The organism is Streptomyces sp. NBC_00370, assembly GCF_036084755.1.
GTDB lineage: Bacteria > Actinomycetota > Actinomycetes > Streptomycetales > Streptomycetaceae > Streptomyces.
Window position 1 is genome coordinate 3923653 of sequence record NZ_CP107968.1, and the last position, 26702, is coordinate 3950354.

Below are 26702 nucleotides of genomic sequence, written 5' to 3' on the forward strand. Positions count from 1 at the left end.
GGTCCGTGGAGCCCCCCCCGGCCGCCCCCCCCCAGCCTTCCCTTGCGGTGGAGGGCCGGGGGTCAAGGGTTAAGCGCAGCGCAATCGGCGTAGCCGACGCGACGCAGGAGCGCCCTTGACGCCCGGACCGCAACCGCGACACTCAAACCCCAGGGGCGGCCCTGCGGGCGCCTAATTTCCCGGCCCGCACAGCCCCCGGCTCCTGCCGCCCTGACCCGCACCCGCCCCACCCCCAGTGACCAGCGGGGCATGAGTCTCAGCCGCTACCCGGTGGGGGTGGACGCCGAGACGGCCCGAGTCCCCCCATGCAACTGCCGCGCGGCACCCGCAGTCGGCCAAGCCGCCGTCACGACGGCCGGTCTGGTCCGTGGAGCCCCCCCCCGGCCGCCCCCCCCTCAAAGAAGTACTTGCGGTGGAGGGCCGGGGGTCAAGGGTGAAGCGAAGCGCAATCGGCGAAGCCGACGCGACGCAGGAGCGCCCTTGACGCCCGGACCGGAACCGCGACACTCAACAGAAAGGGCGGCCCTCGGTTCACCTAACCTCCCGGCCCGCACAGGACCCGGCCCATGCGCTCTGACCCAGACCAGCGGGGCATGAGTCTCAGCCGCTCCCCGGTGGGGGCGGACGCCGAGCCGGGCCGAGTCCCCCCCCATACAGCTGCCGCACGGCGCCTGCCCCGGTCTGGTCCGTGGAGCCCCCCGCAGGGCGGACTCCGAGCCCGAGCCGCGACCGCGAACGCTCGACCGTAAGTGGGCCCGCGGCCCTTCGTTCGGCCGCCTCCCCACCCGCAACCGGCGGCCGTCCTCCCGCGTCATTGGGGCATGAAACAGATCGTCCTCATGTCCGATCCGAAGATCGCCGCCATAGCCGTGGCCGAGTGTCACGAGCCGCTTGTCGACGTGCGGTCGCGCGGTGTGTTGCTTGTCGATCTGCGGGAGACCGAGGGGGCTGGGGCGGATCCCGCGTATTTTCCTGGCTCCTTCGCGTATCTGCGCGAGGGCGTCCACGCGCGGCTCGTTCGGGCTCAGGGGCTTCTGCCCGCCGGCCTCCGGCTGTTGTTCATCGAGGGATACCGGCCCCCGGCGTTGCAGCGCCGGTACTTCGACGGGTACGCGGCGCGGCTGCGGGCCGCCGGGCCTGAGTTGTCCGCGCAGCAGGTGCGGGACTCCGCCAGTCGGTTCGTCTCGCCGCCGGAGATCGCTCCGCACAGCGCCGGCGCCGCCGTCGATCTCACCCTCGCCGCCGCCGACGGGCGGGAGGTCGACATGGGGACGGCCGTGGACGCCAATCCCGAGGTCAGTGAGGGCGCTTGTTACACCGCGGCGGACAACATCACATCCGAGGCACGCGCCAACCGCGAGATCCTGTGTGCCGCCCTGACCTCGGCCGGGCTCGTCAACTACCCCACCGAGTGGTGGCACTGGTCCTACGGCGACCGGTACTGGGCCCTCGCCACCGGCGCGCCGCATGCCGTCTACGGGCCGCTGGAGCACGGGCCGCTGGAGATGCCGGAAGGGGCACACAGCGCATGATCGTCTGGCTGAACGGCACCTTCGGCGCCGGAAAGACCACCACCGCCCGTGAACTCGTCCCGCTCATCCCCGAGTCGCGGATCTTCGACTCCGAGTACGTCGGATACATGCTCCAGCACGTGCTGGACACCGTTCCCCACGACGACTTCCAGGAGTGGACGCCCTGGCGCGGCCTCGTCGTCGAGACCGCGGCGCAGCTGCTCGACTACGTCGGCGGCACTCTCGTCGTCCCGCAGACGGTGCTCGTCGAGCAGTACTGGACGGAGATCAGAACCGGCCTGGAGAAGCGGTCGATCCCCGTGCATCACTTCGTGCTGCACACCGACCGCGACACCCTCGTCCACCGCATCGACACCGACGCCAAGGAGGAGAGCCGGAATGCGGGGCCGTGGCGGCACAAGCACCTCACCCCGTACGAGGAGGCCCTGCCCTGGCTGCAGGCGGAGGCCACCGTCCTCGACACGACCAGCCGCACACCCGGCCAAGTCGCGCGCGAGATCAGCCGTTTGACGGCGGCCGCAGCGCGGCAGGCAGCGGGCGGCAGTGGACGACGTCCAGGCGGGACACCGCGCGGGTGAGTGCCACATAGAGCCGGTGCGCGCCGCGGGCCTCCGCCTCCGCGACGGCCGCCGGTTCGGCGAGTACGACATGGTCGTACTCCAGCCCCTTCGCCGCCGTGGCGGGCAGCACCGTCACCCTGGCGGCGTCGGCGCCGAGTTCGCCCGCCGCGGCCGTACGGATGCCGGCCGCGGCGAGGGCCGTACGCAACCGGTCCGCCTCGGCGGTGTCCGCGATGACGCCGATCGAGCCCTCGTACGTGAGCGCGTCCCGTACGGCGTCGGTCACCCCACCCTCCAGGGAGCCCACATGACGGATCGTCAGCTTTCCGGCACGACGTAGCGAACGCGCCGCCGGTACGTCGACGTCCAGCGTGCCGAGCACCCGGTTCGCGAGTTCGAGTACCGCTGCGGGGACCCGGAAGCCGACGGTCAGGGGGACGACGGCGGCGTCCGGTTTGCCGAGATGCGCGAGGAGTCGCGGCCAGGAGGTGGCGGCCCACGGGGTGGTGCCCTGCGCGAGGTCGCCCAGCACCGTCAGTGAACCGAACCGCGCACGCCGGGCGATGGCGCGGCACTCCATCGGCGAGAGGTCCTGCGCCTCGTCGATGACGATGTGTCCGTAGCCCTCGGGGTGTTCGGCGAGACCGGCGAGTTCGTCAAGGAGTACGAGGTCGGCTGCGGACCACCCGCGCGCCCTGGCTGCGCGCGTGGTGCGCGCGGCGGCGGCGCCGCGCCCCCGCCTCGGCCGGTGGACGGCGCGTTGCTCGTCGGGCGTGAGGAGGCCGTCGGACCAGCGCGCCGGGTCGTCGAGCACCTCGGCCAGTACCTCCTCGGGCGTGGTCTTCGGCCAGGCGACGTCCAGGTACGCAGTGACGGTGCGCGAACTGCCCACCCGTTGCGCCCACTTCGCCGGTTTCGGCCCTGACCGCCGTTCCGCCTGGAGCTGCATCACCCGTACGACGCGGCTGCGCACGCGTTCCCGGCCGACGGCGTACGGCGGTGCCTCCTCGCGCACCTCGGCCACGATCCGCGCCAGTTCGTCCAGGCCGATGCGCCAGCGGTACGAGCCGTCGTGGACGGTCACGGGTTCGGTGGGCGCCGACACCCGCCCGTACAGAGCCCGGTGCAGCACCTCGGCCATGCGCGCGTCGTGTTTGACGACGGCCGCAGCCGGGGTGTCCGCCGTCTCCACGGGGTGGCGGGCGATCTCGTCGGCGACGGTGGACTGGCGGATCCCGATCTCGCCGAGAGCGGGCAGCACTTCGGCGATGTAGGACAGGAACGTGCGGTTCGGCCCGAGGATCAGCAGGCCGCTGCGGCGGATCCGCTGCGGGTAGGTGTAGAGGAGGTACGCGGCGCGGTGCAGGCCGACGGCGGTCTTTCCGGTGCCGGGAGCGCCCTGGACACAGACGGAGTCGGTGAGTTCGGACCGTACGAGTTCGTCCTGCTCGGGCTGGATGGTGGCCGCGATGTCGCGCATCGGGCCGACGCGGGGCCGCTCGATCTCGCCGGTGAGGATGGTGCCGGCGGCTGCGGACCCGCCGACCGCTGCGGACCCGGCGTCCGCCGTGCCGTCGAATCCGCTGCCTGGCAGCAGCCGTTCGTCTTCGAGGCTGGTCAGATCCTCCGGGTCACCCTTGCTCCACGGCGCCCAGCCGAATCTGCGCCGTACGGCCACGCCCTGCGGGTCGGTGGGGCTCGCCCGGTAGAAGGCGCGGGCGACGGGGGCGCGCCAGTCCACCACCAGAGGCGGGGCCGAGGGGTGTTCGGTGATGCGGCGGCGGCCGATGTGGTAGCTCTGACCGCGATGGTTGCCGGTCACGGTCTCTACGGCAGCCTGCCCTGCGGTCGTCCCCGCACCGACCTGCTCCGCGGTCGCCCCCGCACCGGCCTGCGCCGTCGTCTCCGTACCCGTCTGCGCGAAGTCGAGCCGCCCGAAGAACAGCGGGCTTTCGGGTTCGAGGTGCAACTCCTTGGCGTAGCTGCGCAGATGGCGGCCCAGGACTTCGGCGTCGGCCCCGGAGGCGAAGGCGTTCTCGCCGGTGACGACCTGCTCGTCGGCGTCGCTCACCATGCCGAGGTAGGCGGTGCGACAGGTCTCGTGGTAGCTCCGCTCACGGTCGAGAGCGCGGGCAAGATCCCGGTCCGGAGCAAGATCCGGGTCCGGAGCAAGGGTCGGGGAGTGGGCGGGGCCAGGGTCGGGTGCGGTCATTCCGCCAAGAATAACGCAACCAAGTTAAAAGTTTAACTCGGTCACGTTATTTTCCCAGCCCCGTACGCAGCCGCTCGAACGCCACCTCCGCCGCCGCCACCGCGTCCGGATACACCTGCCCGGCCGACTCCCCCGCCGCGATCCGCCGCCAGTTCTCCATCGCGAGGACCCGTAGGACCGCGACGATCTGGCCCGCGTCGAGCCGCCCCTCGATCCCGCCGCCGAGCGCCACGGCCAGCGCGTCCTCGGAGCGCTGCTGGTACGCGTACGCCCGCGCGACCAGGCTCGGCGTCCCGTACAGCAGCCGGTGGTACGCGAGCACCTGCTCGTGGTCGTTGAGCCCCGTCACCGGATCGCGCCGGTCGAGCCCGGCGCGGAAGTGGCGCCGCAGCGCTTCGAGCGCGGATACGCCGTCGGGCCGGCCGGCGACGACCCTGGCGGCCTCGTCCTCGTGGTCGGCGACGCGGTGCAGGACAAGGTCTTCTTTCGCGGGGAAGTACCGGAAGAGGGTCGGCTTGGAGACGTCGGCGGCGGCTGCGATCTCGGCGACCGGAACGGCGTCGAAGCCGCGCTCCAGGAAGAGCGCGATCGCCACCTCCGAGATCGCCTCGTAGCGCTGCTGCTTCTTGCGCGCGCGCAGACCGGGCTCGGAGCCGGAGCCCGAGCCGGAGCCGGAGCCGGAGCCGGGACCGAGGTCGGAGCCGACAGCGGCACCGGCACCGGAGCTGGAACCGGGAGCCGAGTCAGTCATGGGCCCCCGCATTGCGTACAAGCACCTCGACGCCGCCCATCCGTCCGTCCGTGATCGTCATCCATCCTAGTAATGCCCAGTAACGCCTAGGACTCCAGTCCGGCGGGCTGCCGCACGGTCCGCCGATGCGTCCCCCCACCCGCACCGCGTCCGCTAGCGAGCCGCGCCCAGCGCCTGCGTCGTGGCGTGGTAGCGGTTCAGGAGCAGCGGGCGGGCCCAGCGGATCGGCGGCGGGAAGTTGGACAGCATGTCCGGGCGGCCCTGGACCGGGTCCGGGTCCTCCATCAGGCCGATGACCAGGTGCGGCCCGGTGCGCGGGGCGCCGTGCACGAGGGCCTTGCGCAGCCGCACGATGTCCGTGTCCGCGACGTACGGCAGCAGCTTCCGCAGGACCGGTTCCTCCAACGCCAGGTGGGCGAGGAGCAGTTCGCCGACCCTGCGGGCCGACGGCAACGCCGCCTGCGCCGCCGCTGCCCGGTCGGCGCGGTCCGCCCGGTCCCTGCTGCCGTCCAGCGCGGCGAGTGCGTCAACTTCCCTGCTCAGCCTGCGCAGTTCGACGTCGAGCACCAGATGTTCCCGGGTCAGCACGGCCAACTCGTCGACCGCCGCCGGGCACAGCTCACGCAGCACCGGCCAGAACAGGTCGTCCTCGATCGTGTGGTGATGATGGACGAACTGGATCATCCAACGTGCCGTCCCCACCAGCGCCTTGACGCCGACCGACTTCTCGTGTGCGAGCCGGTCGAGGGAGCCGGTCACCAGAGCGGTGCCCCGGCGCATGATCGCGTGCACCGCCATCAGCTCGTCGTACATACGCGAGCCTTGGGGCCTCGGTGCTGTTGTGGCCGACATGGTCTGTCCCTTGTCCGTCGGATTCCGACTGCCCGTCGGATCCCGGCTGTTCATCGGATCCCGGCCACCCATCGGATTGCGGCTGCCCGTCGGATCCCTCGTGCCGATCGGGGTCCCGGCCGTCCGCACGATCCCGCGCCGGTTCCGCGATCCCGGACACCCTATCCGGATATCGGACACTTTAGGGGCTTTGCGGCTGTGTGTCCCCCGGTATCCACCCCGTACCGAGAGCGTGGACCCCCGTACCGGGAGCGTGGACCCCCGCACCGACCACCGGCCGCAGGCGCAGAATGGAGGGCATGACTGAGATCAACGGTTCGATGCCGGATTGGGAGAAGCGCTTCAGGGCGCCTCGCGTATCGCTGCCCGACTGGGCCGAGGACGCACCCGACCGGGCGCTGTTCGTGTCGAACGCGACCGGGACGTACGAGCTGTACGCGTGGGACCGTGCCACCGGGGAGCAGCGACAGGCGACCGACCGGCCGACCGGGACGACGGACGGTGTGCTGTCGCTCGACGGTGAGTGGATCTGGTGGTTCTCCGACACCGACGGGGACGAGTTCGGGGTCTGGATGCGGCAGCCCTTCGGCGGGCAGCAGTCCGCCGACGAGCCGGCCGCCCCCGGCCTCGACCCGTCGTACCCCGCCGGTCTCGCCCTCGGCAGGGACGGCACGGCCGTCGTCGGCCGGTCCACCGACGAGGACGGGTCGACGCTGCACGTCGTACGGCCGGGCGAGGCGCCGCAGGAGATCTACCGGCACCGGGAGTCCGCCGGTGTCGGGGACCTGTCGTACGACGGTTCGCTGCTCGCGATCGAGCACACCGAGCACGGCGACGCCATGCACTCGGCGCTGCGCGTGCTGCGGCTGGACGGCTCCGTCGTCGCCGAACTCGACGACACGGCGGGCGGCACCCGCGAGCTGGGCCTCGAAGTGTTGGGGTTCGCGCCGGTCGAGGGTGACAGCCGGCTGCTCGTCGGCCATCAGCGGCGCGGCCGCTGGGAGCCGGTCGTCTGGAACCCGCTGACCGGTGAGGAGACGGAACTCGCGATCGACCTGCCGGGGGACGTCAGCGCCGAGTGGTATCCGGACGGCTCAGGGCTGCTGATCGTGCACAGCTTCGAGGCGCGCGGTGAGCTGTGGCGGTACGACTTCACGAAGAGCGCCCTCGTCCAGATCGAGACCCCCGCGGGGTCCGTGTCCGGCGCGACGGCCAGGCCGGACGGGACCATCGAGTACCTGTGGTCGTCGGCGGCCCGCCCCTCCGAGGTCCGCTCGACGGCGGGCGGTGTCGTGCTCGACGCCCCCGGGTTCGCGGCGCCGCCGTCCGTGCCGGTCGAGGACGCCTGGGTCGAAGGGCCCGGCGGCCGGGTGCACGCGCTGGTGCAGCGGCCGGCCGGCGAGGGACCCTTCCCGACGGTCTTCGAGATCCACGGCGGCCCCACCTGGCACGACAGCGACGCGTTCGCGGCGGGACCCGCCGCCTGGGTCGACCACGGATACGCGGTCGTCCGGGTCAACTACCGCGGCTCGACGGGCTACGGGCGCGAGTGGACCGACGCGCTCAAGCACCGGGTCGGTCTGATCGAGCTGGAAGACATCGCGGCGGTACGGGAATGGGCGGTGTCCTCGGGCCTCGCCGACCCGGCGAAGCTGGTGCTGGCCGGCGGGTCGTGGGGCGGCTATCTGACGCTGCTGGGCGTCGGCACCCAGCCGGACGCCTGGGCGGTCGGCCTGGCCGCCGTACCGGTCGCCGACTACGTGACGGCGTACCACGACGAGATGGAGGCCCTGAAGGCGATGGACCGCACGCTGCTCGGCGGTACGCCCGAAGAGGTGCCCGAGCGGTTCGAGGCGTCGTCACCGCTGACGTACGTGGACGCGGTGCGCGCGCCGGTCTACATCTCGGCCGGGCTCAACGACCCGCGCTGCCCGATCCAGCAGGTGGAGAACTACGTGGAGCGGCTGGCCGCGCGCGGCGCGGTCCACGAGGTGTACCGGTACGACGCGGGGCACGGCTCGCTGGTGGTGGAGGAGCGGATCAAGCAGGTACGGCTTGAGCTGGACTTCGCCGGCCGGCACCTCCGGTAGGCGGCCTGCCCAGGAGAAGCAGGAAAAGCAGGAGAAGGAAGAAGGGCGGGCGGCCCCCCGGCCGTCCGCCCTTCCGCTTTGTGAGCCGACTGCCGGGTGCCGGGTGCCGGGTGCCGGATGTTGGCTGCCCGACTCTCGGCTGCCCGACTCTCGGCTGCCCGACTCTCGGCTGCCCGGCAGTCGGCTGCCGCGCTCCTGGCTGCCCGGCAGTCGGCTGCCGCGCTCTCGGCTGCCCGGCTGCCGGATTACGTGACGGTCCCCAGCCCCGTCGCGCCCGGTCCCGTCGGCCTCAGCCCCGTCAGGTTCAGCCTGCTCAGCCGCGCCGGATCCGCCAGGATGTCGATCTCGGTGATCTTTCCGTCCCTGACGACGAAGGCCGCCAGCGACAGCGGACGTTGCTGCGCGTCGACCGCGACCAGGCCAGGGGCGCCGTTGACGAGCACCGGCCGGGTGACCTGGGCGAGCCGCCGGAAGGTGAGCGCCTGCTCGCTCACGGCGCGCGCCCCGCGCACCACCTTCGACGCCCACGCGCCCGCAGCCGGCGCACCCACCCCCGCCGCGTCTCCCGCCGCCGCGTCTCCCGCCGGCGCGTCTCCCGTCGGCCCGCCGACGTCCACCCGCAGCACCACGTCCGGGTCGAGGAGGGCCAGCAGCCCCTCGAAGTCGCCGCCGCGTGAGGCCGCGAGGAACGCGTCCACCACCTCACGTCCGCGCGCCGGGTCCGACTCCGGGGCCGGGGCCGGTTCGTTCCCCGTCCCCCGCACCCGGCGGCGGCCCCGGCTCGCGAGCTGGCGCGCCGCCGCAGGGGTGCGGTCCACGATGGGCGCGATCTCGTCGAACGGCATGCCGAACATGTCGTGCAGGACGAACGCGAGCCGCTCGGCGGGCGGCAGCGCTTCGAGCACCACCAGCAGCGCGAGACCGACCGAGTCCGCCAGCAGCGCCTCGTGCTCGGGATCGGCGCCCTCCGTACCGCTGACGATCGGATCGGGGACGTACACGTCCAGCGGATCCTCCCGGCGCGACCTGCGCGTACGGAGCATGTCCAGGCACACCCGCCCGACGACCGTCGTCAGCCAGCCGGTCAGATTCTCGACCTTCCGGGTGTCGCTCCCGCTGAGCCGCAGCCACGCCTCCTGTACGGCGTCGTCGGCCTCGCTCAGCGAGCCGAGCATCCGGTAGGCCACGGCCCGCAGATGGGCGCGGTCGGCCTCGAAGCGCTCCGCCAGGAATACCTCGTCCTCTGCCACCTCGTTGTCCTCCACACAGACATGACGGACGCCGACCCGAGAATGTGACATGTGCGCGCCGACGCGGCGCCGGGAAAGGGACCCGGGCCCGGACCACGGGCGGGCGCTGCGTACCGTGGAGGTGTGTACCGGTTCCTGCTGACCCCCCGTTGGTGGGGGATCAATGTCTTCACGCTGCTGGCGATCCCCGTCTGTATCTTCATGGGGACCTGGCAGCTCAGCCGGTTCGAGGACCGCGTCGCCAGCCACGACGCCGCCGAGAACCGCCCGGACCCGGCGAGCCGCGCGGCGGAGCCGCTGGCCTCGCTGCTGCCCGTCGACCAGAACACCTCCGGGCGGCACGCCGAGGCAAGGGGCCGTTACGCCCAGCAGTTCCTGGTGCCCGACCGGCAACTGGACGGCAAGGACGGCTCGTACGTCCTGACGATGCTGCGCACCGACGGCGGCAAGGCCCTGCCCGTCGTACGCGGCTGGCTGCCCGCCGGCCAGCGCCCGCCCGCGCCCCCGAAGGGCGAAGTGAGCGTGACGGGCGCGCTCCAGGCGTCCGAGACCACCGGCAGCGACGGGGTGCGGGCGGGCGGCGGGCTGCCGGCCGGGCAGATCGGCATGATCAGCGCGGCTTCGCTGGTCAACGTCGTGCCGTACGGCGTCTACGACGCGTGGATCACGGTGAGCCGGTCGTCCGACGGGCTGCGGGCCGTGCCGGCCGCCGCGCCGCAGAACACCGGGCTCGACCTCAAGGCGTTCCAGAACTTGGGGTACACCGGCGAGTGGTTCGTCTTCGCGGGCTTCGTGCTCTTCATGTGGTTCCGGCTGCTGCGCCGTGAGGCGGAGGCGGCGAAGGACCACGCGCTGGGCCTGGACCTCGCTGCGGGTCCCGATCCGGGCCCTGATCCTGACGACACCGGCGACACGGACAGCACCGACGACACCCACAGCACCGAAGACCGCGACGGCACCGACGACACCCACAGCACCGACGGCTCAGAACCCGACCGTCACGAGGCGTCCAGGACGCCCGTCTTGTAGATCGTGCCCGCGCACGCGTTGGGGATCTCCGCCTCGGCGATCGGCTCGCCCGGCGCCGCCGAGTGCTCCACCATCACCGTGCCCGGCTCCGTACCGCCGTCGTCCCTGCCGCCGAGCTGGCTCGTCACCGCGGCGGTGTTCGCCGTCCCGCCGCCGGAGCCGCCGCCCGTACCCGCACCCGGGTCCGTGATCGGTCCGGGGCCCGTGCCGCCGTCGGAGCCGCCGACCGCACCGTTGTTCTCGCCACCGCCGCCCGCCGGGCCGTCCGTCGACTGGGAGGGGTCGGGGGACTCGTTCTGCGTGGGACAGGTGTCGGACGGCACCCAGGCGAACTTCACCTCGTACGCCGTGGCGGGTGCCAGCAGGAGCGTCGTGGTCTGCTGGGAAGGGGCGGGCAGCTGGGTCGCCGCGTCGCCCGAAGCGTGCTCCACGACATTGATCTTGCTGGCGTCGGCGGCGCCGCCCGCCTTGAAACCGATCGCCCCCGCGCCGCTGACCGCGCAGTCGCTGCTGGAGACGTTGGACACGCGGAAGGTGCCGTAAACCGTGCCGTTGGCCTCCGGCGGGCCCGCCTCGGCGACGGTGACGGCGAGCTGGCTCGGCTCACAGGTCGGCGAGTCGACGGCGAAGCTGTCCGCCGGGCCCGTGCTGTCGTCCGTACCGTTGCTCGCCGCGCCCGAAGCGGCTTCGTCGCCCGGGGAGAGCGTGCTGGACGGATCGCCGTCACCGGAGGGATCGTCGTCCGTGGGCTGCCCCGACTGCTTCTCGGTTCCTGCGGAGTCGGTGCCGGGGCCCGTACCGCCCTGCGTCTCGTCGTGTCCCGCGTTGACGGAACGGCCGTTCGACGTGCCGCCCGAGTTGGCGACGTGGATGAACGCGGGAATCGCGGTGCCGCACAGCAGGACGGCGGCGACGGCGCCGACGACGACCTGGCGCTTCCTGGCCCGCCGGTTGGGCACGGCCGTACGCAGGTGTTGCAGCGCGTCCTCGGACGGCTCCAGGTCCTGTACGGCGGTGTGGAACAGCAGGCGCAGCGCCGACTCGTCGGCTTCGGTCCCACCGAGTCCGATGGTGCTGACGCCGCTCACGCTGCGGACGCGGGTCCCGTCCGCGCGGTCCGCGGCACCGCCGTCACTGCCGTCACCGCTGGCACTGCCGCCGCTGCCGTCACCGCCGTCGCTACTGTCACCATCGGCGGCAGCGGCGTTCCCGGCAGCGTCGGCGCCGGGGTCTTCGACCTGGCTGGCCGCATCGGCCTCCGCGTTCGCACGCCCGTCAAGGCCGCTCGGCTCTTTCTCCGGCCCGTTGTCCACTGTTCCGTTCCTACTCGCGTCATCCAGCGGCCCGTCAGGACCCTCGGGCCCGTTCCTGCTGTGGCCACTCATGTCGTGGCCTCCATGGCGACGCGGAGCGCCGCTATGCCCCGCGAGCCGTACGCCTTCACGGAACCCAGGGATATCCCGAGCGTCTTGGCGACCTGCGCCTCGGTCATGTCGGCGAAGTACCGCAGGACCAGCACCTCTCGCTGCCTGCGTTGCAGCCCGCGCATCGCCTTGATCAGCGCGTCCCGCTCCAACTGGTCGTACGCGCCCTCCTCGGCGCTCGCCATGTCCGGCATCGGCTTGGACAGCAGCTTGAGTCCGAGGATGCGGCGGCGCAGCGCGGAGCGGGAGAGGTTCACCACCGTCTGCCGCAGATACGCCAGCGTCTTCTCGGGTTCGCGCACGCGGTTGCGCGCGGAGTGCACCCGGATGAAGGCCTCTTGGACCACGTCCTCGCAGGAGGCCGTGTCGTCGAGCAGGAGCGCGGCGAGACCCAGCAGCGACCGGTAGTGGGCGCGGTAGGTCTCGGTGAGGTGATCGACAGTGGTGCCTGCGGCCATCGTGTCGTCAGCACCGTCGCGTTGGGACGGTATGTGCGTGGGCCGGGCGGCGGGCACAGGAGCGATCACCGGCATACCGCCGGCCGGGCGGGGCCGCCGGAGCGGGCGCACCGTAGCACCGCGTACGGGGCTGAGCACGGGGCCGATCGCGCCGCGTACCGGGCCGATCGCGCCGCGTACGGGGCCGATAGCCGTGATGTCGAGAACCTCTGCTGCCACGCCTGTTTGACACACTTCCCCCCGTCAGGGTTGTACGCGCACGTCGCGGCATTTGACGCTGCACTCTTTGGCCCCATGTGCACCCGATCTCCCCCAATGCCCCATATTTGCGTCACCGAACGGGGTGACCGCATAGACGCCTTGCCGCCGCCCGGCGGTTGCAGCGCTTACACAGAAAGGCCGGTCTGCATCGTCGGACACGACGACGTCCCAGTTCAAGTGGTACAGACCAGCGATTTGCTCACAGGGCGTGCACAGATCCTACAAAGAGTTCCGAAAGGCCTTACGCCGTCGTGCCGGTGACGTTCAGCCGGTGGGCCTGGTGGCCCGTTCGGCCGCCACGGCCTCGGCGATCTGCGCGATGTTCAGCGCGGCACCCTTACGGAGGTTGTCGCCGCAGACGAACAGCTCAAGTGCCCTCGGATCGTCCAGACTTCGGCGGACCCGGCCCACCCAGGTCGGGTCCGTGCCCACCACGTCGGCGGGGGTCGGGAAGTCGCCCGCCGCCGGGTTGTCGAAGAGCACGACGCCCGGTGAGGTCGCCAGGATCTCGTGCGCCCTGTCCACCGTCACCTCGTGCTCGAAACGGGCGTGCACGGCGACCGAGTGCGTCGTGATCACCGGCACCTGGACGCAGGTGGCCGTCACCGCCAGTTCGGGCAGGTCCAGCACCTTGCGGGTCTCCTGCCGGATGCCCGTCTCCTCGGACGACCAGCCGCCGTCCTGGAGCGTGCCGGACCACGGCACCACGTTGAGCGCGAGCGGCCCGGAGAAGGGCCCTGTGGTGTCGCCGACGGCGCGCCGCACATCGCCGGGGTTCGTGCCCAGCTTCGTACCGGCCACGACCGACAGCTGGCCGCGCAGCGCGTCCACGCCGTCCTGCCCCGCCGCGCTGACCGCCTGGTACGAGGAGACGACCAGCTCGCGCAGGCCGAACTCGGCGTGCAGCGCGCCCACGGACACGATCATGGCGAGCGTCGTGCAGCCGGGGCTGGCGATGATGCCGCGCGGCCGGGACCTGACGGCGTGCGGATTCAGCTCCGGCACGACCAGCGGGACCTCGGGGTCCGCACGGAAGGCCGCCGAGTTGTCCACGACGACGGCGCCCTTGGCCGCCGCGATCGGCGCCCAGTGGGCGGCCACCGCGTCCGGTACGAGGAAGAGGGCGACGTCGACGCCCTCCAGCGCCTCTTCCGTCAGCCCGAGCACCTCGGTCTGCTCACCCCGTACGGACAGCTTGCGGCCGTCCGTACGGGGTGAGGCGATCAGCCGGATGTCGCCCCAGACGTCGGCGTGCTGGGACAGGATCTGGAGCATGACGGCGCCGACAGCCCCGGTCGCACCGACGACCGCGAGTGCCGGCCTGCCGGTCATCGTCCGCTGCCCCCGTAGACAACGGCCTCGTCGGAGTCGCTGTCGAGCCCGAAGGCGGTGTGGACGGCGCGTACGGCCTCGCTCACCTCGTCGGCGCGCGTGACCACGGAGATCCGGATCTCGGACGTCGAGATCAGCTCGATGTTCACCCCTGCGTCGGACAGCGCCTCGAAGAAACCGGCCGTGACGCCCGGGTTGGTCTTCATGCCGGCGCCGACGAGCGAGATCTTGGCGATCTGGTCGTCGTAGCGCAGCGAGGTGAAGCCGACGGCCGCCTTCGTACGCTCCAGCGCGTCGACGGCCTTGCGGCCCTCGGTCTTGGGGAGCGTGAACGAGATGTCGGTCAGCCCTGTCGCGGCCGCGGAGACGTTCTGCACGACCATGTCGATGTTGATCTGGTTGTCGGCGATGGCGCGGAAGATCTTCGCGGCCTCGCCCGGCTTGTCGGGGACACCGACGACCGTGATCTTCGCCTCGGAGGTGTCATGGGCGACACCGGAGATGATGGCCTGCTCCACCGTGCGGTCCCCTTGTGGCTCGTTGCTGACCCACGTGCCCTGCAGTCCCGAGAAGGACGAGCGGACATGGATCGGGATGTTGTAGCGGCGTGCGTACTCCACGCACCGGTGCAGCAGCACCTTGGAGCCGGAGCTGGCGAGCTCCAGCATGTCCTCGAAGGAGATCCAGTCGATCTTCTGGGCCTTCTTGACGACCCGGGGGTCGGCGGTGAAGACGCCGTCCACATCTGTATAGATCTCGCAGACCTCGGCGTCCAGGGCCGCGGCGAGCGCGACGGCCGTGGTGTCCGAGCCGCCACGGCCCAGCGTGGTGATGTCCTTCTTGTCCTGGGACACGCCCTGGAAGCCCGCGACGATGGCGATGTTGCCCTCGTCGAGCGCCGTACGGATCCGGCCCGGCGTGACATCGATGATGCGCGCTTTGTTGTGGACCGAGTCGGTGATGACACCCGCCTGGCTGCCGGTGAAGGACTGGGCCTCATGGCCCAGATTGGCGATCGCCATGGCCAGCAGCGCCATGGAGATACGCTCTCCCGCGGTCAGCAGCATGTCGAACTCACGCCCGGCAGGGATCGGCGATACCTGCTCGGCGAGATCGATCAACTCGTCCGTCGTGTCACCCATCGCCGACACCACGACGACCACCTGATGGCCGGTCTTCTTGGCGTCCACGATCCGCTTGGCGACCCGCTTGATGCCCTCGGCATCGGCTACGGAGGAGCCTCCGTACTTCTGCACGACAAGGCCCACGTGCGCTCCTCGCTCGATCCATTTGATGCGGTCGTCTCAGTTTAACGAGCGGCCGCACGACGCCTCTGATGTATCACATGATGAGATGTCCCGCTCACTCCGTGATCACCGGACGCCGCATGCGGCCGCTCGGACGGTATCCATGCCCCGGCTCACGTCACACACACGAAACGTAAGCCACGTCACAGCCGTGCCGGGCACAATGGAAGGTGTCCGGCCCCCCACCTCGGATCCCCCGGCTCGGACCTGGGCGGCCGGAGCCCGACAAGGGCGGCCAGGGCCGCCGGTGAGGATTGTGATGCGGAAAATCGTCCTGCAGATGTCGGTGTCCCTCGACGGGTTCTTCGAGGGGCCCGAGCGGCAGATCGACTGGCACATGGTCGACGAGGAGCTGGCCGCCCATTTCAACGACGAGCTGCGGACCATGGGCGGCTTCCTGGACGGGCGGATCACCTGGGAGCTGATGGCGTCCTACTGGCCCACCGCCGACGCCGACCCCGACAGCAGCCCGGCGACGGCCGAGTTCGCCCGGATCTGGCGGGACATGCCGAAGGTCGTCTACTCCACGACGCTGGACCATGCCGACTGGAACACCACCGTCGAGCGGGAGGTCGATCCCGACGCGGTCCGGGCCCTCAAGGCGCAGCCGGGCGGTGACCTCGCCGTCGGCGGGGCGCGGCTGGCGGAGGCCTTCCGGCAGTACGACCTGATCGACGAGTACCGCATCTATGTGCACCCGGTCCTCATCGGGCGTGGCACCCCGCTGTTCCGTCCTTCGGACGCGGCGGTGACCGAGCTGCGGCTGAGCGAGACGCGGACCTTCGGGAACGGGGTCGTGCTGCTGCGGCACGAGCGACTCACGTGACGCCTGGGAGACGGGCCGGTCGCTGTGCGGGGAGACCGGCCGGCGGACCTGGCGGCGGACCCGTCGGCGGACTCGTCGGCGGACCGGAGAGCGCTCTCCGCCCGCTGTAAAGTGCAGCCATGAAAAGAGAGTCGGACGCGCAGGCCGGCGGGCCCACGCTGGAGGATGTGGCGCGGGCCGCAGGGGTGTCGCGGGCGACCGTCTCGCGGGTCATCAACGGCATCCGTAACGTCGACCCCGCGATCCAGCAGACCGTGCGCCAGGCCGTCGCCGCCACCGGGTACGCGCCGAACCGCGCCGCCAGATCGCTCGTCACCCGGCGCGCCGAGATCATCGCCCTGGTGGTGTCAGGGGCGGGCGACGCCTCGGAGGCCGGCCAGAACGCCTTCGCGTCACGGGTGTTCGCCGACCCGTTCTTCGGCCGGGTGGCCAGCGGCGTCATCGGCTATCTGCGGCCGCGCTCGATGCATCCGGTGCTGATGTTCGCCGAAACCTCGGCCGCCCGTGAGCAGGTCGTCAACTTCCTGCGGCAGGGCAGCGCCGACGGCGCGCTGATCGTCTCCACGCACGCCGAGGACCCGCTGCCCGCGATGGTCGCCGAAGCGGGCCTGCCCGCCGTGCTGTTCGCCCGCCCCGCCGGCCGCGTACCGATCAGTTACGTGGACCTCGCGCACCAGGACGGCGCGCGACTGGCCACCGAGCATCTGCTGGCGCGCGGCTGCCGGCGGCTGGTGACGATCGCAGGACCGCAGGACGTCGCGGCGGGCCACGACCGGCTGACCGGCTTCCAGGACGCGATGGCGCGGCACGGCTACCCGTACACCCCGGTGGCCGAGGCGGACTTCACGCTGCGCGGCGGCGAGGAGGCGATGGCCGCCCTGCTCGCGCAGGAGCCCGACCTGGACGGTGTGTTCGCCGCCAACGACCTGATGGCGCAGGGCGCTTGCGTGGTGCTGCGCGAGCGCGGCCGACGGGTCCCCGAGGACGTCGCCGTCGTCGGCTTCGACGACAGCTCGGTGGCGGCCGCCGCCCGGCCGGCGCTGACCACCGTGCGGCAGCCGGTCGAGGACATGGCCGCCGACATGGCCCGGCTGCTCCAGGAGCACATCGAGCGCCAGGACCGGGCGGTGACGTCGGTCATCTTCGAACCGGAGCTGGTGGTACGGGAGTCGGCCTGAGCCGTACGTGCGTACGCCGGTGCCCGGGACCACCTCGGTCCCGGGCACCGGCGGTACGGCTCACTCACGCGTACGGCTCGGTCAGGCGGCCGCCGCCGCGAGCGCCGATCTGCGGCGGGCCGTGAACACCCGGTCGAGCGCCAGCGCCCCCGGCCCGGTGAACACGATGAGCAGGAACGCCCAGCAGAAGAACACCGGCAGCTCGCCACCGTTCTCCAGCGGGAACAGCCCGCGCGCCTGATGGACGTCGAAGTAGGCGAACGCCATCGATCCCGAGTTCACCAGGGCCGCTGCCCTGGTACCGAGACCGAGCAACACCAGCGTCCCGCCGACGAGTTGGATGACGGCCGCGTACCAGCCCGGCCACTCACCCGCGGGCAGCGGGCCCATGCCCAGGATCCCGAAGAGCGACGACGCACCATGGCAGACGAAGAGCAGGGCGACGACGATACGGAACAGACTGAGCGTGTAGGGCTGAGCCTGGTCGAGGCGTGTGTTCATGAGAGGTCAACTCCTCGGCAGATCAGTGGTAGACGCCGAACTCGTAGAGCGAGTACCCGTAGCCCGTACCGCGCGCCGTGCCCAGCAGCCGGACGTAGCGTCCCGTGCCGTTGACGTCGATGTCGTCCACGTTGCCGTTGCCGTCCGTCACCGACTTGACCGTCGTCCAGTTCTGCCCGTCGTCGGACGTCTGGATGTCGTACCCCTTCGCGTACGCCGACTCCCACGCGAGCTGCACGTGGTTGAAGCTCGTCGAGGTGCCCAGGTCGACCTGGAGCCACTGCGGGTCGGCCCACTCGCTCGACCAGCGGGTGCCGAGGTTTCCGTCCACGGCGTCGGCGGCCGTGCACGGGCAGCCGCCCGTCGGGTCGGTCTGGAAGGTCGAAGCGGTGGCGGGCTTGCCCTGCGCGACGTTCGTACCGGCCGGCTTCGGGGCCACGACCTTCAGGGACTTGGTCTCGATGCCGACGTTGCCCTTGCCGTCGGTGGCCTTCACATAGACCTTGTAGACGCCGATCTTGTCCGGCACCTTCGCGGTCAGCGTGCCGTTGCCGTGGTCGGTGGTCGCTGCGGGGACGAGCCCCTTGTCACCGTCGATGTAGTTGCTGCTGAAGAGGAGTTGGTAGGTGATCTGGTCACCGTCCGGGTCGGTCGTCTTCGTGCTGACCGTCACGTCGGAGCCTGCCGCCACTCCGTCGGTGGCGCCGTTGACGACCATGTCCGTGATGCGCGGCGGGGTGTTGTCACCGGCCGTGTTGCCGCCGTACGCCTGCTTCACCGCGTAGTACGACAGCCGCTTCAGACCGTCGGGCAGCAGGTTGAACCACACACCGCCGAAGTCGTTCTCCGTGCCGTAGTGGAACATCGTCGCGCCGAGCGCCACACCCTGGTGTCCGGTGATGCAGCCCCACGCCTTGGTGTACCCCTCGGCCTTCTGCACGTCGGTGGGCTCGTCGGGCACGCCGTTCGCGTCGTCCGGCACCTCCCACTCACCGGCCGGACCCGTCTCGGTGACGATGTACGGCTTGGTGTAACCGCCCTGCTCCCAGGTGTTCTTGATGTCGCAGACGGCGTTGTAGGAGTTGACCGCGTACAGGTCGAGGTCGGGCGCGTTCTTCTTGTAGTACGGCCAGGCGCCGGTCCACGCGTCGGTCGAGGTCACCGGGTGGTTCGGGTCGACGGAGTGGATCTTCTTCGCCACGTCGTTGACGAAGGTGGTGTACGCGTCGCGCTGCCGCTCCAACTCGTCGCCGCTGTAGCAGTTCTGCAGGCCGAGCACGGACTCGTTGCCGACGTTCCACATCAGGACGCCGGGGTTGTCCTTGTAGGTGTCGACCCACTTGGGGAACTCGGCGAGCATGTCGTTCTTGTACGTGGTGTCCGTCAGGTAGTTGACACAGCCACCGGCACCGGGACCACCGCCCGGCTGCAGCCAGAAGCCCGCGATGACCTTGACGCCGTTGGCGGCGGCCGCGTCCAGCAGCGGCGCGCTCGTGGCGTCGGTGCCCCAGGTACGTATGGTGTTGACGCCCATCGACGCCACGTCCGGCATGTACTTGGCCGCGTCGGCGACGGACGGGCCCCAGGTGAGCCCCTTGATCTGGTACGGCGCTCCGTCGACGGTGAGCTGCCAATTGCCCTGTGATCCGGTCACCTTGACGACGCTGCCGGCTGCCTGCGCGGCCGGGGCCTGGAGCCCGATGAGGGCCCCGGCGAGCATCGCGGCGGTCGCGACGGGGGCGACGGCGCGTTTCGCACTACGGGCCACGGATGCCCGGGTGGGGGGACGGTGCATGGTTCCTGTGCTCCTTCATGGGGGGACATGGAGTCGGGCGCGGCGGGTCGGGTGGGTCCGGCGCGCCGCGCCCGGGTTGGGAGAGCGCTCTATCGGCTGGTCGGGGATGGTTCTTGACCGAAGGGCGCCGTGGGGTGGCGAGGGTTACGGCAGCTCGTAGTTGGCGTTGAGCGCCGCGCCCTTCTCGGGGTGGGCTTCGTCGTAGCCGTGCGCGTCACACTGCAGGCCACCGTTGATGCAGTGGGTGACCATCGCGTTGAGTGTCGCGTTGTCCCAGCCGTTGAAGAAGTCGTAGTGGAACGAGAACCCGGCGCCGCTGGCCAGCCGGAGCTTCGAGGTGTCACCGTTGACCGGCCAGGCCATCTTGAACTCGATCATCGGCAGCGCCACGGGGTGGTCGGCCGGGCAGACGTTCTGGTTGTTGCCCGAAGCGACCGGGTAGGCCATGTGCGCCTTGTGATCCGGTGTGTCGAGGTGGATGCCGTCCCAGCAACTCGGCGCCTGGAGACGCAGGTTGAGCTGCGTGTCCGGGGTGGTCGGGCAACTGGCCGGGAAGTCGAAGTTCTTGTACGACGTCCCGCACTCCCAGCCTTCGACCGTGCCCTTGAGGTTCTTGAACTCGTCCTTGGTCTGCATGGGGCTGCCGACCACGAACCGCAGTCCCTTGGGGAACGGGCGGACGCTGGTGTAGTCGTTGACGCTGGACTTGTAGTAGATGGTCTGTTCGCCGACCGGCAGGACCTTCTGGTCCCCGTTGAACAGACTCGGCATCCAGTACCCGGACTTGTCACCGGGAGCCAGGCACGCGGTGGTGCCGTTCTCGATCGAGGCCGTCGTGGTGTTGGCGTTGGTGAGGCTGTTGCCCATGAAGGTGTGGTCATGGGACTTCCCGGGCTGTCCCGGGTAGACGATCGGGTCGTCGGGCAGGGTGTGGTTCGGCGCGCACTTGGCCTGGAACTCGTGGAAGTACGCGTGCGGCGGCTCATACGTCGACGGGGTGACGCCGGTGACCGGCGGATTGGCCATGATGTATCCGTCGCCGTCCGGGTCGTCGCCCGAAGCCTGCGTGGACGCGGGCATCTTCATCCCGGCCATCTGCATGCCCGAGTGCCCGTCCGATTTCTTCGCCGGCGCAGCCGCGTGCGTGGCTGCCGGCGTATCTGCGGATGCGCTCCCCATCATCGCGAGACCGCCCACGCCAACCGTGGTCAGGCTCATCGCGGTGAACAAGAGCAGTCCGGAGAAGACTCTGGACCTCCGTGCCATGGAGACCTCCTACTGCGTCATTGCGGATTCCCGGAACCGGACGGCCACCACGACAGGCGCTCGCCGCGGCGGCCGGCCAGCTTGCTGGGAGAGCGCTCTCCCAACTCGGAGTGTTCCGCTCCTGACAAGAGCGTGTCAATACTTCGTGAACGCCTGACGCCCCCTCAGCCCCGCGCCGCAAGGCCCGGAACACCGCCCGGCCTGCACAGAGTTCACCTACGGGGGGATGTCACAGAAGTTACGACGAGACGCGCCGCGCTGCCCGAAGGGGTCAGCTGAAGGTGCGGCGGTAGGTGTGGGGGCTCACGCCTGTCGTCTTTTTGAAGCGGTCGCGGAACGCGGTCGGTGAGCCGAAGCCGACCTGGGCACCGATGCGTTCGACGGAGTGGCCGGTGGTCTCCAGCAGGTGCTGGGCCTGGCGGATACGGGCCCGGTGCAGCCACTGGAGCGGTGTGCTGCCGGTCTGTTCGCGGAACCGGCGGATCAGGGTCCTGGTGCTGGTCCCCGCCTGGGCGGCGATGTCGGCGAGGGTGAGCGTGGAGCCCAGGTTCTCCTGCAGCCAGCCCAGCAGGGATTCCAGGGCGGAGCCCTGTGGTGTCGGCGCGTGGTCGTGGACGATGAACTGCGCCTGGCCGCCCTCGCGTTCCAGGGGCATGACGGACAGCCGGGCCGCGTCGGCGGCGACGGCCGAGCCGTAGTCGCCGCGGATCATGTGCAGACAGAGGTCCAGCCCGGCGGCGGCGCCCGCCGAGGTGAGGAACTGCCCGTTGTCGACGTACAGGACGTCCGGGTCGACGTCGATACGCGGATACGTGGCGGCCAGCAGGTCGGTCACGATCCAGTGGGTGGTGGCCCGCAGCCCGTCCAGCAGCCCGGTCGCGGCCAGCGGGAACGTACCGGTGCAGATGGACGCGATACGCGTCCCGTCGGCGGCGGCGGCACGCAGCGCGTCATGGACGGCGGGTGAGAGCGGGGCCAGGGGATCGTTCGTACCGGGCACGATGATCGTGTCCGCCCCCTTGAGCCCGTCGATCCCCCAGGGCGCGCGCAGCTGGAAGGCCCCGGCGTCGATCTCCGGCCGCTCGGCGCAGACCCGTATCTGGTAACCGGCGCGGCCGTCCGGGAGACGGGGGCGGGTGAAGACCTCGATCGGGGTGGACAGGTCGAACGGGACCACCCGGTCCAGGGCGAGGACGGCGATGGTGTGCATGGCGACAACATACCTCTGCGCGGGTGGGTGATTCCGCTCCTAAGGCGTCGTAGCCCTTGGTTCAGGCAGGTCAGGGCCGCTTGATTCGGATTGGCGATATCCCGTTGAAAGGTGTCACTCACGCCACTGGGAGACGGCCCGGCCGCCGCATAGCGTCTGGAGCGACCCCCGGTCGACACCGGCCGACACCGGCCGACACAGGTCGACGCCGGCCGGCACGTGCCGGACTCCCGCAGACAGGACGCACTGATGCTTGTCGTCGCGCCGATCGTGATCGGCCTCGCGTATGTGGCGGCGATGTCGCCGCTGCGCGAACCGCACCGCCGCCGGCTCAACGTGCTGATGCTCGCGGGCGCCGGCGCCGCGTATCTCAGCAGCGGTGGCGTCGGGCGCTGGGAGATCGCGTTCACCGCCGTGGTGACGTACTGCGCCTGGCGCGGGCTGTCCGACTACCGCTGGATCGGCGTGGGTTGGCTGCTGCACACCGGCTGGGACGTCGTCCACGCGGTCCGTGGCGTACCCATCCTGCCCTTCGCCGAGCACTCCTCGACGGGCTGCGCGATCTGCGATCCCGTCATCGCGGTGTGGTGCCTGTCCGGCGGGCGCCCGCTGACCGAACTGTTCCGCCGTCCCGCCACCTCGAAAGCCTGACCGTGACGAAACTCCTGCTGTCCCTGCACGTCCTGGCCGCTGTCCTGGCCATCGGCCCTGTCGCCGTCGCCGCGAGCATGTTCCCCCCGGCACTGCGCCGCGCGCACAGCGCCGCGGACGCCGCATCGGACGCCGCCTCGGACACCGCCGAGGCGCTGTCGCACCTGCGGCTGCTCCACCGCATCTGCCACGTCTACGCGATCATCGGCATCGCCGTCCCGCTCTTCGGCGCGGCCACGGCGGGCAGCCTCGGCGTCCTCGGCAGCGGCTGGCTGATCGCGTCCATCGCGCTGACGGCCGCGGCCGCCGTCATCCTGGTCGTCCTGATCCTGCCGACCCAGGAAACCGCCCTCACCACGGCCCAGGGCCCGGACGCGGGCTCCGTCACGGCAGTCGCCGGCCGCCTGGGCATGCTCACGGGCGTCTTCAACCTGCTATGGGCGACGGTAACGATCCTGATGATCATCCGCCCAGGCTCAACTACGGGCGCCTGACGACCGCTTCCCCGTCCCCGGCTTCCTTCCGCCCCCTCCACAGCGTGGGGGCGCACAACGTGCGTGCCCCTGCCCTGCGTGCGCCCTACGCACCGTCGGCCGAGTTCTCTACACTGGCAGGCTGCTCCCTTCGCCAGGAGCGGGCCTCACCGGGGGAGGGCGCCATGGCGATTCGCCGGTCACCTGACGAGCCCCCCCCGGGCGACGGAAGCCGCAGTTCGGGAGCGCTGGTCCAGCTCAGCCGGTACGGTCCGATCGCCGGCGCGTACGCGGTCTTCCAGTCCCTGGTGGGGGTCCTGCCGTCGTCGTTCTCCGCCGACACCGCGAGGTACGCGCTCGCCACGTGCGCCGGCCTGGCTGTCGGCATCATCATCTGGCTCAGCACCCTCGTCCGGCTGCGCGGGAACAGCCCCCGGACCGGCCGCGGCGCGGCCGATGACGAGCCACATCCGGTCCCCGCCTTCGGCCCCGGCCGGCTGGCCCAGCTCATGGACGGATCGGCGACCGCCCTGCTGCACTGCCGCTCGGCCGTGGACGACCCGGCGCTGGGACGACTCGTCGGATGGCCCCACTTTCTGGAGGAAGGCGAGGAAGGACAACGGGCGACCGCCATCAGTACCGCCTACGGTCTGCACATCACACTCATCCTGGACCGCACCAACGGACTGCTCGATCCGCCCGCTCTGGTCGACACCTTGTGGCGGCTGCGCAAATCCGACGGGGGCTGGGCGGCACGGACCGGCGGCGTGGTGAGCCGGCCGGAGGTGACCGCGCTCGTGCTCGGGGCGCTCAGCCAGGCAGGCGCCGATCCGCAACGGCTGCGGGAAGGACTGGATGTACTGGAAGGCATGCTCGTTCCCGGTGTCGATGTCGAGGGAATGTCCCGCACCTACGTGGTGACTGCGGTGATCCGGGGACTGCTGCGCGCAGCTCCCGGTTCACCGTCGCTGGGCCGGCTGCGCGACGAGCTGGTCGCCGGTGTCGTACGGGACGCCGATCATGACGATCTGCTCTGCTGGGGCTACTCGTTGGACACATCGAGCGGCCCCGCCCGGCAGGGCCCGGTCTCGGTCGCGCACACGGCTCACGCCGTACTCGCACTGGCCCGGCTCGAAAAGGTGCTGGGTGTCGACGACAGAGCGCGGCACGCCATGGAGCAGGGCGTCACCTGGCTGGTGCGGGTCGGTACGTTCACCCACCAGACCGAGCACCTGCGGCGGCTCCATCCCGCGCATGGCGCCGATCACCTGCTGGTACGCCACTTCACCGCGGCCTTGGTGGCGAAGGCTCTGCTCGGTGTCGAGCCGATGCCTGCGGCCGACCCGCCTGCCGACCCGGCCGACCCCGCTCTCGCCCTGGTGGCACAGCGGCGGGCCCATCTCGCCGCTGCCGTCAGCAGGGTCTGGGAGTTGCAGCAAGAAGGGGTCTGGGAATGGGACGACGACCGGCAACGGCGTCCGGTCTGGATGACGTATCAGGGGCTGTCCGTGCTCGCCGCCCACGCGGTGCACTCCTGCGGACCACAGCCGCACCGGCCCTCGGCGTGAACACCACGCTGCGCGTCTCCAGTTGGAACATCCGCGAGGGCATCCTCATGAACGGCCCCGACCTGGCCGGTCCTGACCTCGCCGGTCCTCACCTGGCCGATCCGGACCTGACCGCTGCTGAGGCGCTGGCAGCCGAGGCGTCCGCCCAGCGACCGGACGTACTGGCCCTGCAGGAAGTGCCGTTCGGCCCCAAGGGCGGCTCGGCACTACTGGACACCGTCGCGGCCAGGACCGGGCTGACGCAGGTGCTGTCCTGTCCGCTCTCCTCCGCCATGCACCACCGGAACGGACGCTCAGGCATCGCTCTCCTGAGCCGGCGTCCGTGGCTGGCGAGGGAAGAGACGCTGCTACCCAACCCGGATCTGGTCGGGGGAACGGCACACCACCCCGTCACCAGCTGGGACAAGGGCGTCCTGGCCGGCCTGCTGACCTGGCAGCAACAGCAACTGTGGCTCGGCTGCGCACACTTGTACCCGTTCCAGCGACTCGGAACCGAAGCAGACGCTCCAGCCGTACTGCCTGTCTGGCAGCACCTGGCGAACTTCCTGCTGCGTCTGGGCACCGCCCCACTGGTGCTGTGTGCCGACTTCAACACCGAGCGCAGGGAGTTACTGACGGATCTGCTGCCGGAACGGCCCCTGCGACGCTCGATCAGAGAACGGACCTCCCACCGAGGCCTGGCCGTTGACGACATCCTGTACGACCCCGTCCTGTCCCTGAACAGCAGCTCCGTGCACCACAGCGTGTCCGACCACGCTCTGTGCTCGGTGGAATTGGAGGTACTGCCATGAGCGCACATGTCTTACAAGAGGCCGGCCACTTACTGGCCGGGCCGGAACCGCTGGATTCCGCCCACGTGCTGGGGGAGTTGTCCCGCGGGGACGTGCTCGGCCCACTCATCGACGAACTCATCGCCGACGCCGCGACACATCCGGCGGACACGCTGGCGCGTGCGGCCTGTTCGTACCACCATCCGCTCGGCTTCGAGAAGATCACTCTCCTCGCGGACGACCCCGCCTACACCCTGCGCATACACATCTGGCCGCCGTCCTCGACCGTGACGGTGCCCGAGCACATCCACAATCACCGGTTCTGTCTGTCCTCGCTCGTACTGCACGGCAGCATGACCATGCGGCTCTTCACCCAGGATGCGCGGGAACAGCCGATGACCCGCTACGCGGAGGAACCCGGGGAGGTCGACCTGGGCTGGCGGCTGCGGGCGACCGGCCTGTCGGCCGTCCGCAGAACGGCCGACCTGAATCTGGCGACCGGCAGTCAATACTGGCTCGACGCCGACATGCTGCACCAGGTTCTGCCGCATCCCGTGACGGCCACCGTGACGCTTTTCCTGCAGACTCCGAGCGCTCACAAACGGCACCGCCGGCTGACGACCGAGGTGTACGCCCCGCCGACGGCTGTCGTTCCGGAATGGATCCCCAGGCAGCCCGTCGATACCGAGTTCTATGTGGCGGCCCTCAGGAACGCGCGGTCATACATAAGTTCCTGACCTGCGGGTCGGTGCCCGGCGACGTGATGAAGACAAGTGCCTGTTGAACGGTGTCCCGATTGTGGGCGTCCAATTCCGCTTTATCGATGTCCTCGATCGGAACCCATCGGTGCTCTTGGTCCGATTTAGGTAACTTCACAGCCAATGTGGTCGGAAAAATCAAGAAATTCGTCTGCCGATTGTGCACGACCCGGCCGTTCCATTGACTTAAGAAAGTGCTGCGCCCGACTTGGGCGATCACTCTTCCCGTCAGATTTGTTTCCTCTTCGAGTTCGCGTGCCACAGCGGCCTCCGGGGACTCCCCCGGATCCAGCTTGCCGCACGGGACTCCCCACACGCCCGGCAGGAAACGCTCCGTGCTGCTGCGACGGACGGTCAGCACCGCACTGTTGTGGATCACCACGGCGGCGGCCAGGAAATTAGTGAACGCGCTCTTGGTTAAGATCGCTTCCCTGGCGGTCTCACCGATGCTCCCGATATCACTACGGCCCGGCATAAGATCCACCTCTCGCCTCGGACGCGGACTCGTCCGCAGAAAAATCCAGCGTAGAGGTTGCGGGCCGAAAGCAGGGGCCATTCAAGACATCACCCGGACCAGTCACTCAGGTGAGTGACTGGTCCGGGATTCCCGCATTTGGCCGAGCAGGCAGATGATATTGATTCGGAGTG

24 protein-coding genes are annotated in these 26702 nt (G+C 70.4%); 11 read left to right on the top strand and 13 right to left on the bottom strand.

All coding sequences use genetic code 11. The features are described 5' to 3' along the window. Positions 1–821: 821 nt before the first annotated feature. Together OHS57_RS17475 and OHS57_RS17480 are read left to right on the top strand one after the other, a co-directional pair. Positions 822–1532 carry a M15 family metallopeptidase gene (locus OHS57_RS17475; RefSeq protein ID WP_328582565.1) on the top strand — a complete coding sequence of 237 codons (711 nt, stop codon included), beginning with the start codon at positions 822–824 and terminating at the stop codon, positions 1530–1532. Next, entirely contained in the window at positions 1529–2110 is a 582-nt protein-coding gene (locus OHS57_RS17480) for an AAA family ATPase (protein ID WP_328582566.1), read from the top strand. The genes OHS57_RS17475 and OHS57_RS17480 overlap by 4 nt, the downstream gene beginning before the upstream one ends. Here the strand turns inward: OHS57_RS17480 and OHS57_RS17485 are convergent. The 3 genes from OHS57_RS17485 to OHS57_RS17495 form a co-directional block, all read right to left on the bottom strand. Continuing rightward, a complete protein-coding gene (locus OHS57_RS17485) occupies positions 2031–4304 on the bottom strand; it encodes a HelD family protein (RefSeq protein WP_443042909.1) in 2274 nt (757 codons plus the stop codon). The two genes, OHS57_RS17480 and OHS57_RS17485, sit on opposite strands and share 80 nt — an antisense overlap. Positions 4305–4350: 46 nt before the next feature. Further along, positions 4351–5055, bottom strand: a complete 705-nt coding sequence (locus tag OHS57_RS17490) for a TetR/AcrR family transcriptional regulator (RefSeq protein ID WP_328582567.1) — start codon at positions 5053–5055, stop codon at positions 4351–4353. Positions 5056–5208: 153 nt separating this feature from the next. Further along, entirely contained in the window at positions 5209–5868 is a 660-nt protein-coding gene (locus OHS57_RS17495) for a hemerythrin domain-containing protein (RefSeq protein WP_328582568.1), read from the bottom strand. Between the two features lie 329 nt (positions 5869–6197). Here OHS57_RS17495 and OHS57_RS17500 point away from each other — a divergent pair, with 329 nt between their 5' ends. After that, positions 6198–7997, top strand: a complete 1800-nt coding sequence (locus tag OHS57_RS17500) for a S9 family peptidase (RefSeq protein ID WP_328582569.1) — start codon at positions 6198–6200, stop codon at positions 7995–7997. A gap of 245 nt (positions 7998–8242) precedes the next feature. On the opposite strand, the gene OHS57_RS17505 is transcribed toward OHS57_RS17500, so the two are convergent. Then, on the bottom strand, positions 8243–9298 hold the full coding sequence (locus OHS57_RS17505; RefSeq protein WP_443042910.1) for a sigma-70 family RNA polymerase sigma factor: 1056 nt from the start codon (positions 9296–9298) through the stop codon (positions 8243–8245). A 72-nt stretch (positions 9299–9370) separates the two neighbouring features. On the opposite strand from OHS57_RS17505, the gene OHS57_RS17510 reads away from it, so the two are divergent. Further along, positions 9371–10276 carry an SURF1 family protein gene (locus tag OHS57_RS17510; protein ID WP_328582571.1) on the top strand — a complete coding sequence of 302 codons (906 nt, stop codon included), beginning with the start codon at positions 9371–9373 and terminating at the stop codon, positions 10274–10276. On the opposite strand, the gene OHS57_RS17515 is transcribed toward OHS57_RS17510, so the two are convergent. The 4 genes from OHS57_RS17515 to OHS57_RS17530 form a co-directional block, all read right to left on the bottom strand. After that, positions 10246–11661: a hypothetical protein gene (locus tag OHS57_RS17515; RefSeq protein ID WP_328582572.1), complete on the bottom strand. Its 1416-nt coding sequence runs from the start codon at positions 11659–11661 to the stop codon at positions 10246–10248. The genes OHS57_RS17510 and OHS57_RS17515 overlap by 31 nt on opposite strands. After that, complete coding sequence (locus OHS57_RS17520) at positions 11658–12233, bottom strand: SigE family RNA polymerase sigma factor (protein ID WP_041995834.1); 576 nt, start codon at positions 12231–12233, stop codon at positions 11658–11660. The genes OHS57_RS17515 and OHS57_RS17520 overlap by 4 nt, the downstream gene beginning before the upstream one ends. A 450-nt stretch (positions 12234–12683) precedes the next feature. Next, positions 12684–13751 carry an aspartate-semialdehyde dehydrogenase gene (locus tag OHS57_RS17525; RefSeq protein ID WP_041987955.1) on the bottom strand — a complete coding sequence of 356 codons (1068 nt, stop codon included), beginning with the start codon at positions 13749–13751 and terminating at the stop codon, positions 12684–12686. Further along, positions 13748–15019 (bottom strand): aspartate kinase, encoded by a 1272-nt coding sequence (locus tag OHS57_RS17530; protein ID WP_041987952.1) that lies wholly within the window; start codon positions 15017–15019, stop codon positions 13748–13750. The genes OHS57_RS17525 and OHS57_RS17530 overlap by 4 nt, the downstream gene beginning before the upstream one ends. A gap of 298 nt (positions 15020–15317) precedes the next feature. Between OHS57_RS17530 and OHS57_RS17535 the strand changes: the two genes are divergently transcribed. Further along, a complete protein-coding gene (locus OHS57_RS17535) occupies positions 15318–15884 on the top strand; it encodes a dihydrofolate reductase family protein (protein ID WP_041987949.1) in 567 nt (188 codons plus the stop codon). A 119-nt stretch (positions 15885–16003) separates the two neighbouring features. After that, positions 16004–17062 carry a LacI family DNA-binding transcriptional regulator gene (locus OHS57_RS17540; protein WP_328582573.1) on the top strand — a complete coding sequence of 353 codons (1059 nt, stop codon included), beginning with the start codon at positions 16004–16006 and terminating at the stop codon, positions 17060–17062. Between the two features lie 81 nt (positions 17063–17143). Here OHS57_RS17540 and OHS57_RS17545 read toward each other — a convergent pair whose 3' ends face one another. From OHS57_RS17545 to OHS57_RS17560, 4 genes are all read right to left on the bottom strand, one after another. After that, positions 17144–17563 (bottom strand): DoxX family protein, encoded by a 420-nt coding sequence (locus OHS57_RS17545; RefSeq protein WP_041987946.1) that lies wholly within the window; start codon positions 17561–17563, stop codon positions 17144–17146. 22 nt (positions 17564–17585) lie between these two features. Then, positions 17586–19358 carry a discoidin domain-containing protein gene (locus OHS57_RS17550; RefSeq protein ID WP_328582574.1) on the bottom strand — a complete coding sequence of 591 codons (1773 nt, stop codon included), beginning with the start codon at positions 19356–19358 and terminating at the stop codon, positions 17586–17588. 144 nt (positions 19359–19502) lie between these two features. Further along, positions 19503–20624 (bottom strand): DUF1996 domain-containing protein, encoded by a 1122-nt coding sequence (locus OHS57_RS17555; protein WP_041987940.1) that lies wholly within the window; start codon positions 20622–20624, stop codon positions 19503–19505. A 271-nt stretch (positions 20625–20895) separates the two neighbouring features. Further along, on the bottom strand, positions 20896–21834 hold the full coding sequence (locus OHS57_RS17560; RefSeq protein ID WP_328582575.1) for a GlxA family transcriptional regulator: 939 nt from the start codon (positions 21832–21834) through the stop codon (positions 20896–20898). Positions 21835–22083: 249 nt separating this feature from the next. Between OHS57_RS17560 and OHS57_RS17565 the strand changes: the two genes are divergently transcribed. From OHS57_RS17565 to OHS57_RS17585, 5 genes are all read left to right on the top strand, one after another. Beyond that, a complete protein-coding gene (locus tag OHS57_RS17565; RefSeq protein ID WP_328582576.1) occupies positions 22084–22485 on the top strand; it encodes a DUF6010 family protein in 402 nt (133 codons plus the stop codon). 2 nt (positions 22486–22487) lie between these two features. Continuing rightward, positions 22488–22979, top strand: coding sequence for a hypothetical protein (locus OHS57_RS17570; protein WP_328582577.1), 492 nt, complete (start codon positions 22488–22490; stop codon positions 22977–22979). A gap of 164 nt (positions 22980–23143) precedes the next feature. Continuing rightward, positions 23144–24526, top strand: coding sequence for a hypothetical protein (locus tag OHS57_RS17575; RefSeq protein ID WP_328582578.1), 1383 nt, complete (start codon positions 23144–23146; stop codon positions 24524–24526). Then, complete coding sequence (locus OHS57_RS17580; protein ID WP_328582579.1) at positions 24523–25317, top strand: endonuclease/exonuclease/phosphatase family protein; 795 nt, start codon at positions 24523–24525, stop codon at positions 25315–25317. Before OHS57_RS17575 ends, OHS57_RS17580 begins: the two co-directional genes overlap by 4 nt. Next, positions 25314–26033: a hypothetical protein gene (locus OHS57_RS17585; protein WP_328582580.1), complete on the top strand. Its 720-nt coding sequence runs from the start codon at positions 25314–25316 to the stop codon at positions 26031–26033. The genes OHS57_RS17580 and OHS57_RS17585 overlap by 4 nt, the downstream gene beginning before the upstream one ends. On the opposite strand, the gene OHS57_RS17590 is transcribed toward OHS57_RS17585, so the two are convergent. After that, complete coding sequence (locus OHS57_RS17590) at positions 26002–26529, bottom strand: NUDIX hydrolase (RefSeq protein WP_328582581.1); 528 nt, start codon at positions 26527–26529, stop codon at positions 26002–26004. The two genes, OHS57_RS17585 and OHS57_RS17590, sit on opposite strands and share 32 nt — an antisense overlap. Positions 26530–26702 lie beyond the last annotated feature (173 nt).

Coding starts and splice junctions, on each gene's coding strand:
- OHS57_RS17550 (WP_328582574.1), bottom strand. CDS start 19,358: ATGCACCGTCCCCCCACCCGGGCATCCGTGGCCCGTAGTGCGAAACGC.
- OHS57_RS17515 (WP_328582572.1), bottom strand. CDS start 11,661: ATGAGTGGCCACAGCAGGAACGGGCCCGAGGGTCCTGACGGGCCGCTG.
- OHS57_RS17555 (WP_041987940.1), bottom strand. CDS start 20,624: ATGGCACGGAGGTCCAGAGTCTTCTCCGGACTGCTCTTGTTCACCGCG.
- OHS57_RS17525 (WP_041987955.1), bottom strand. CDS start 13,751: ATGACCGGCAGGCCGGCACTCGCGGTCGTCGGTGCGACCGGGGCTGTC.
- OHS57_RS17485 (WP_443042909.1), bottom strand. CDS start 4,304: ATGACCGCACCCGACCCTGGCCCCGCCCACTCCCCGACCCTTGCTCCG.
- OHS57_RS17575 (WP_328582578.1), top strand. CDS start 23,144: ATGGCGATTCGCCGGTCACCTGACGAGCCCCCCCCGGGCGACGGAAGC.
- OHS57_RS17585 (WP_328582580.1), top strand. CDS start 25,314: ATGAGCGCACATGTCTTACAAGAGGCCGGCCACTTACTGGCCGGGCCG.
- OHS57_RS17480 (WP_328582566.1), top strand. CDS start 1,529: ATGATCGTCTGGCTGAACGGCACCTTCGGCGCCGGAAAGACCACCACC.
- OHS57_RS17545 (WP_041987946.1), bottom strand. CDS start 17,563: ATGAACACACGCCTCGACCAGGCTCAGCCCTACACGCTCAGTCTGTTC.
- OHS57_RS17490 (WP_328582567.1), bottom strand. CDS start 5,055: ATGACTGACTCGGCTCCCGGTTCCAGCTCCGGTGCCGGTGCCGCTGTC.
- OHS57_RS17590 (WP_328582581.1), bottom strand. CDS start 26,529: ATGCCGGGCCGTAGTGATATCGGGAGCATCGGTGAGACCGCCAGGGAA.
- OHS57_RS17505 (WP_443042910.1), bottom strand. CDS start 9,298: ATGTCACATTCTCGGGTCGGCGTCCGTCATGTCTGTGTGGAGGACAAC.
- OHS57_RS17495 (WP_328582568.1), bottom strand. CDS start 5,868: ATGTACGACGAGCTGATGGCGGTGCACGCGATCATGCGCCGGGGCACC.
- OHS57_RS17520 (WP_041995834.1), bottom strand. CDS start 12,233: ATGCCGGTGATCGCTCCTGTGCCCGCCGCCCGGCCCACGCACATACCG.
- OHS57_RS17560 (WP_328582575.1), bottom strand. CDS start 21,834: ATGCACACCATCGCCGTCCTCGCCCTGGACCGGGTGGTCCCGTTCGAC.
- OHS57_RS17535 (WP_041987949.1), top strand. CDS start 15,318: ATGCGGAAAATCGTCCTGCAGATGTCGGTGTCCCTCGACGGGTTCTTC.
- OHS57_RS17500 (WP_328582569.1), top strand. CDS start 6,198: ATGGAGGGCATGACTGAGATCAACGGTTCGATGCCGGATTGGGAGAAG.
- OHS57_RS17540 (WP_328582573.1), top strand. CDS start 16,004: ATGAAAAGAGAGTCGGACGCGCAGGCCGGCGGGCCCACGCTGGAGGAT.
- OHS57_RS17565 (WP_328582576.1), top strand. CDS start 22,084: ATGCTTGTCGTCGCGCCGATCGTGATCGGCCTCGCGTATGTGGCGGCG.
- OHS57_RS17475 (WP_328582565.1), top strand. CDS start 822: ATGAAACAGATCGTCCTCATGTCCGATCCGAAGATCGCCGCCATAGCC.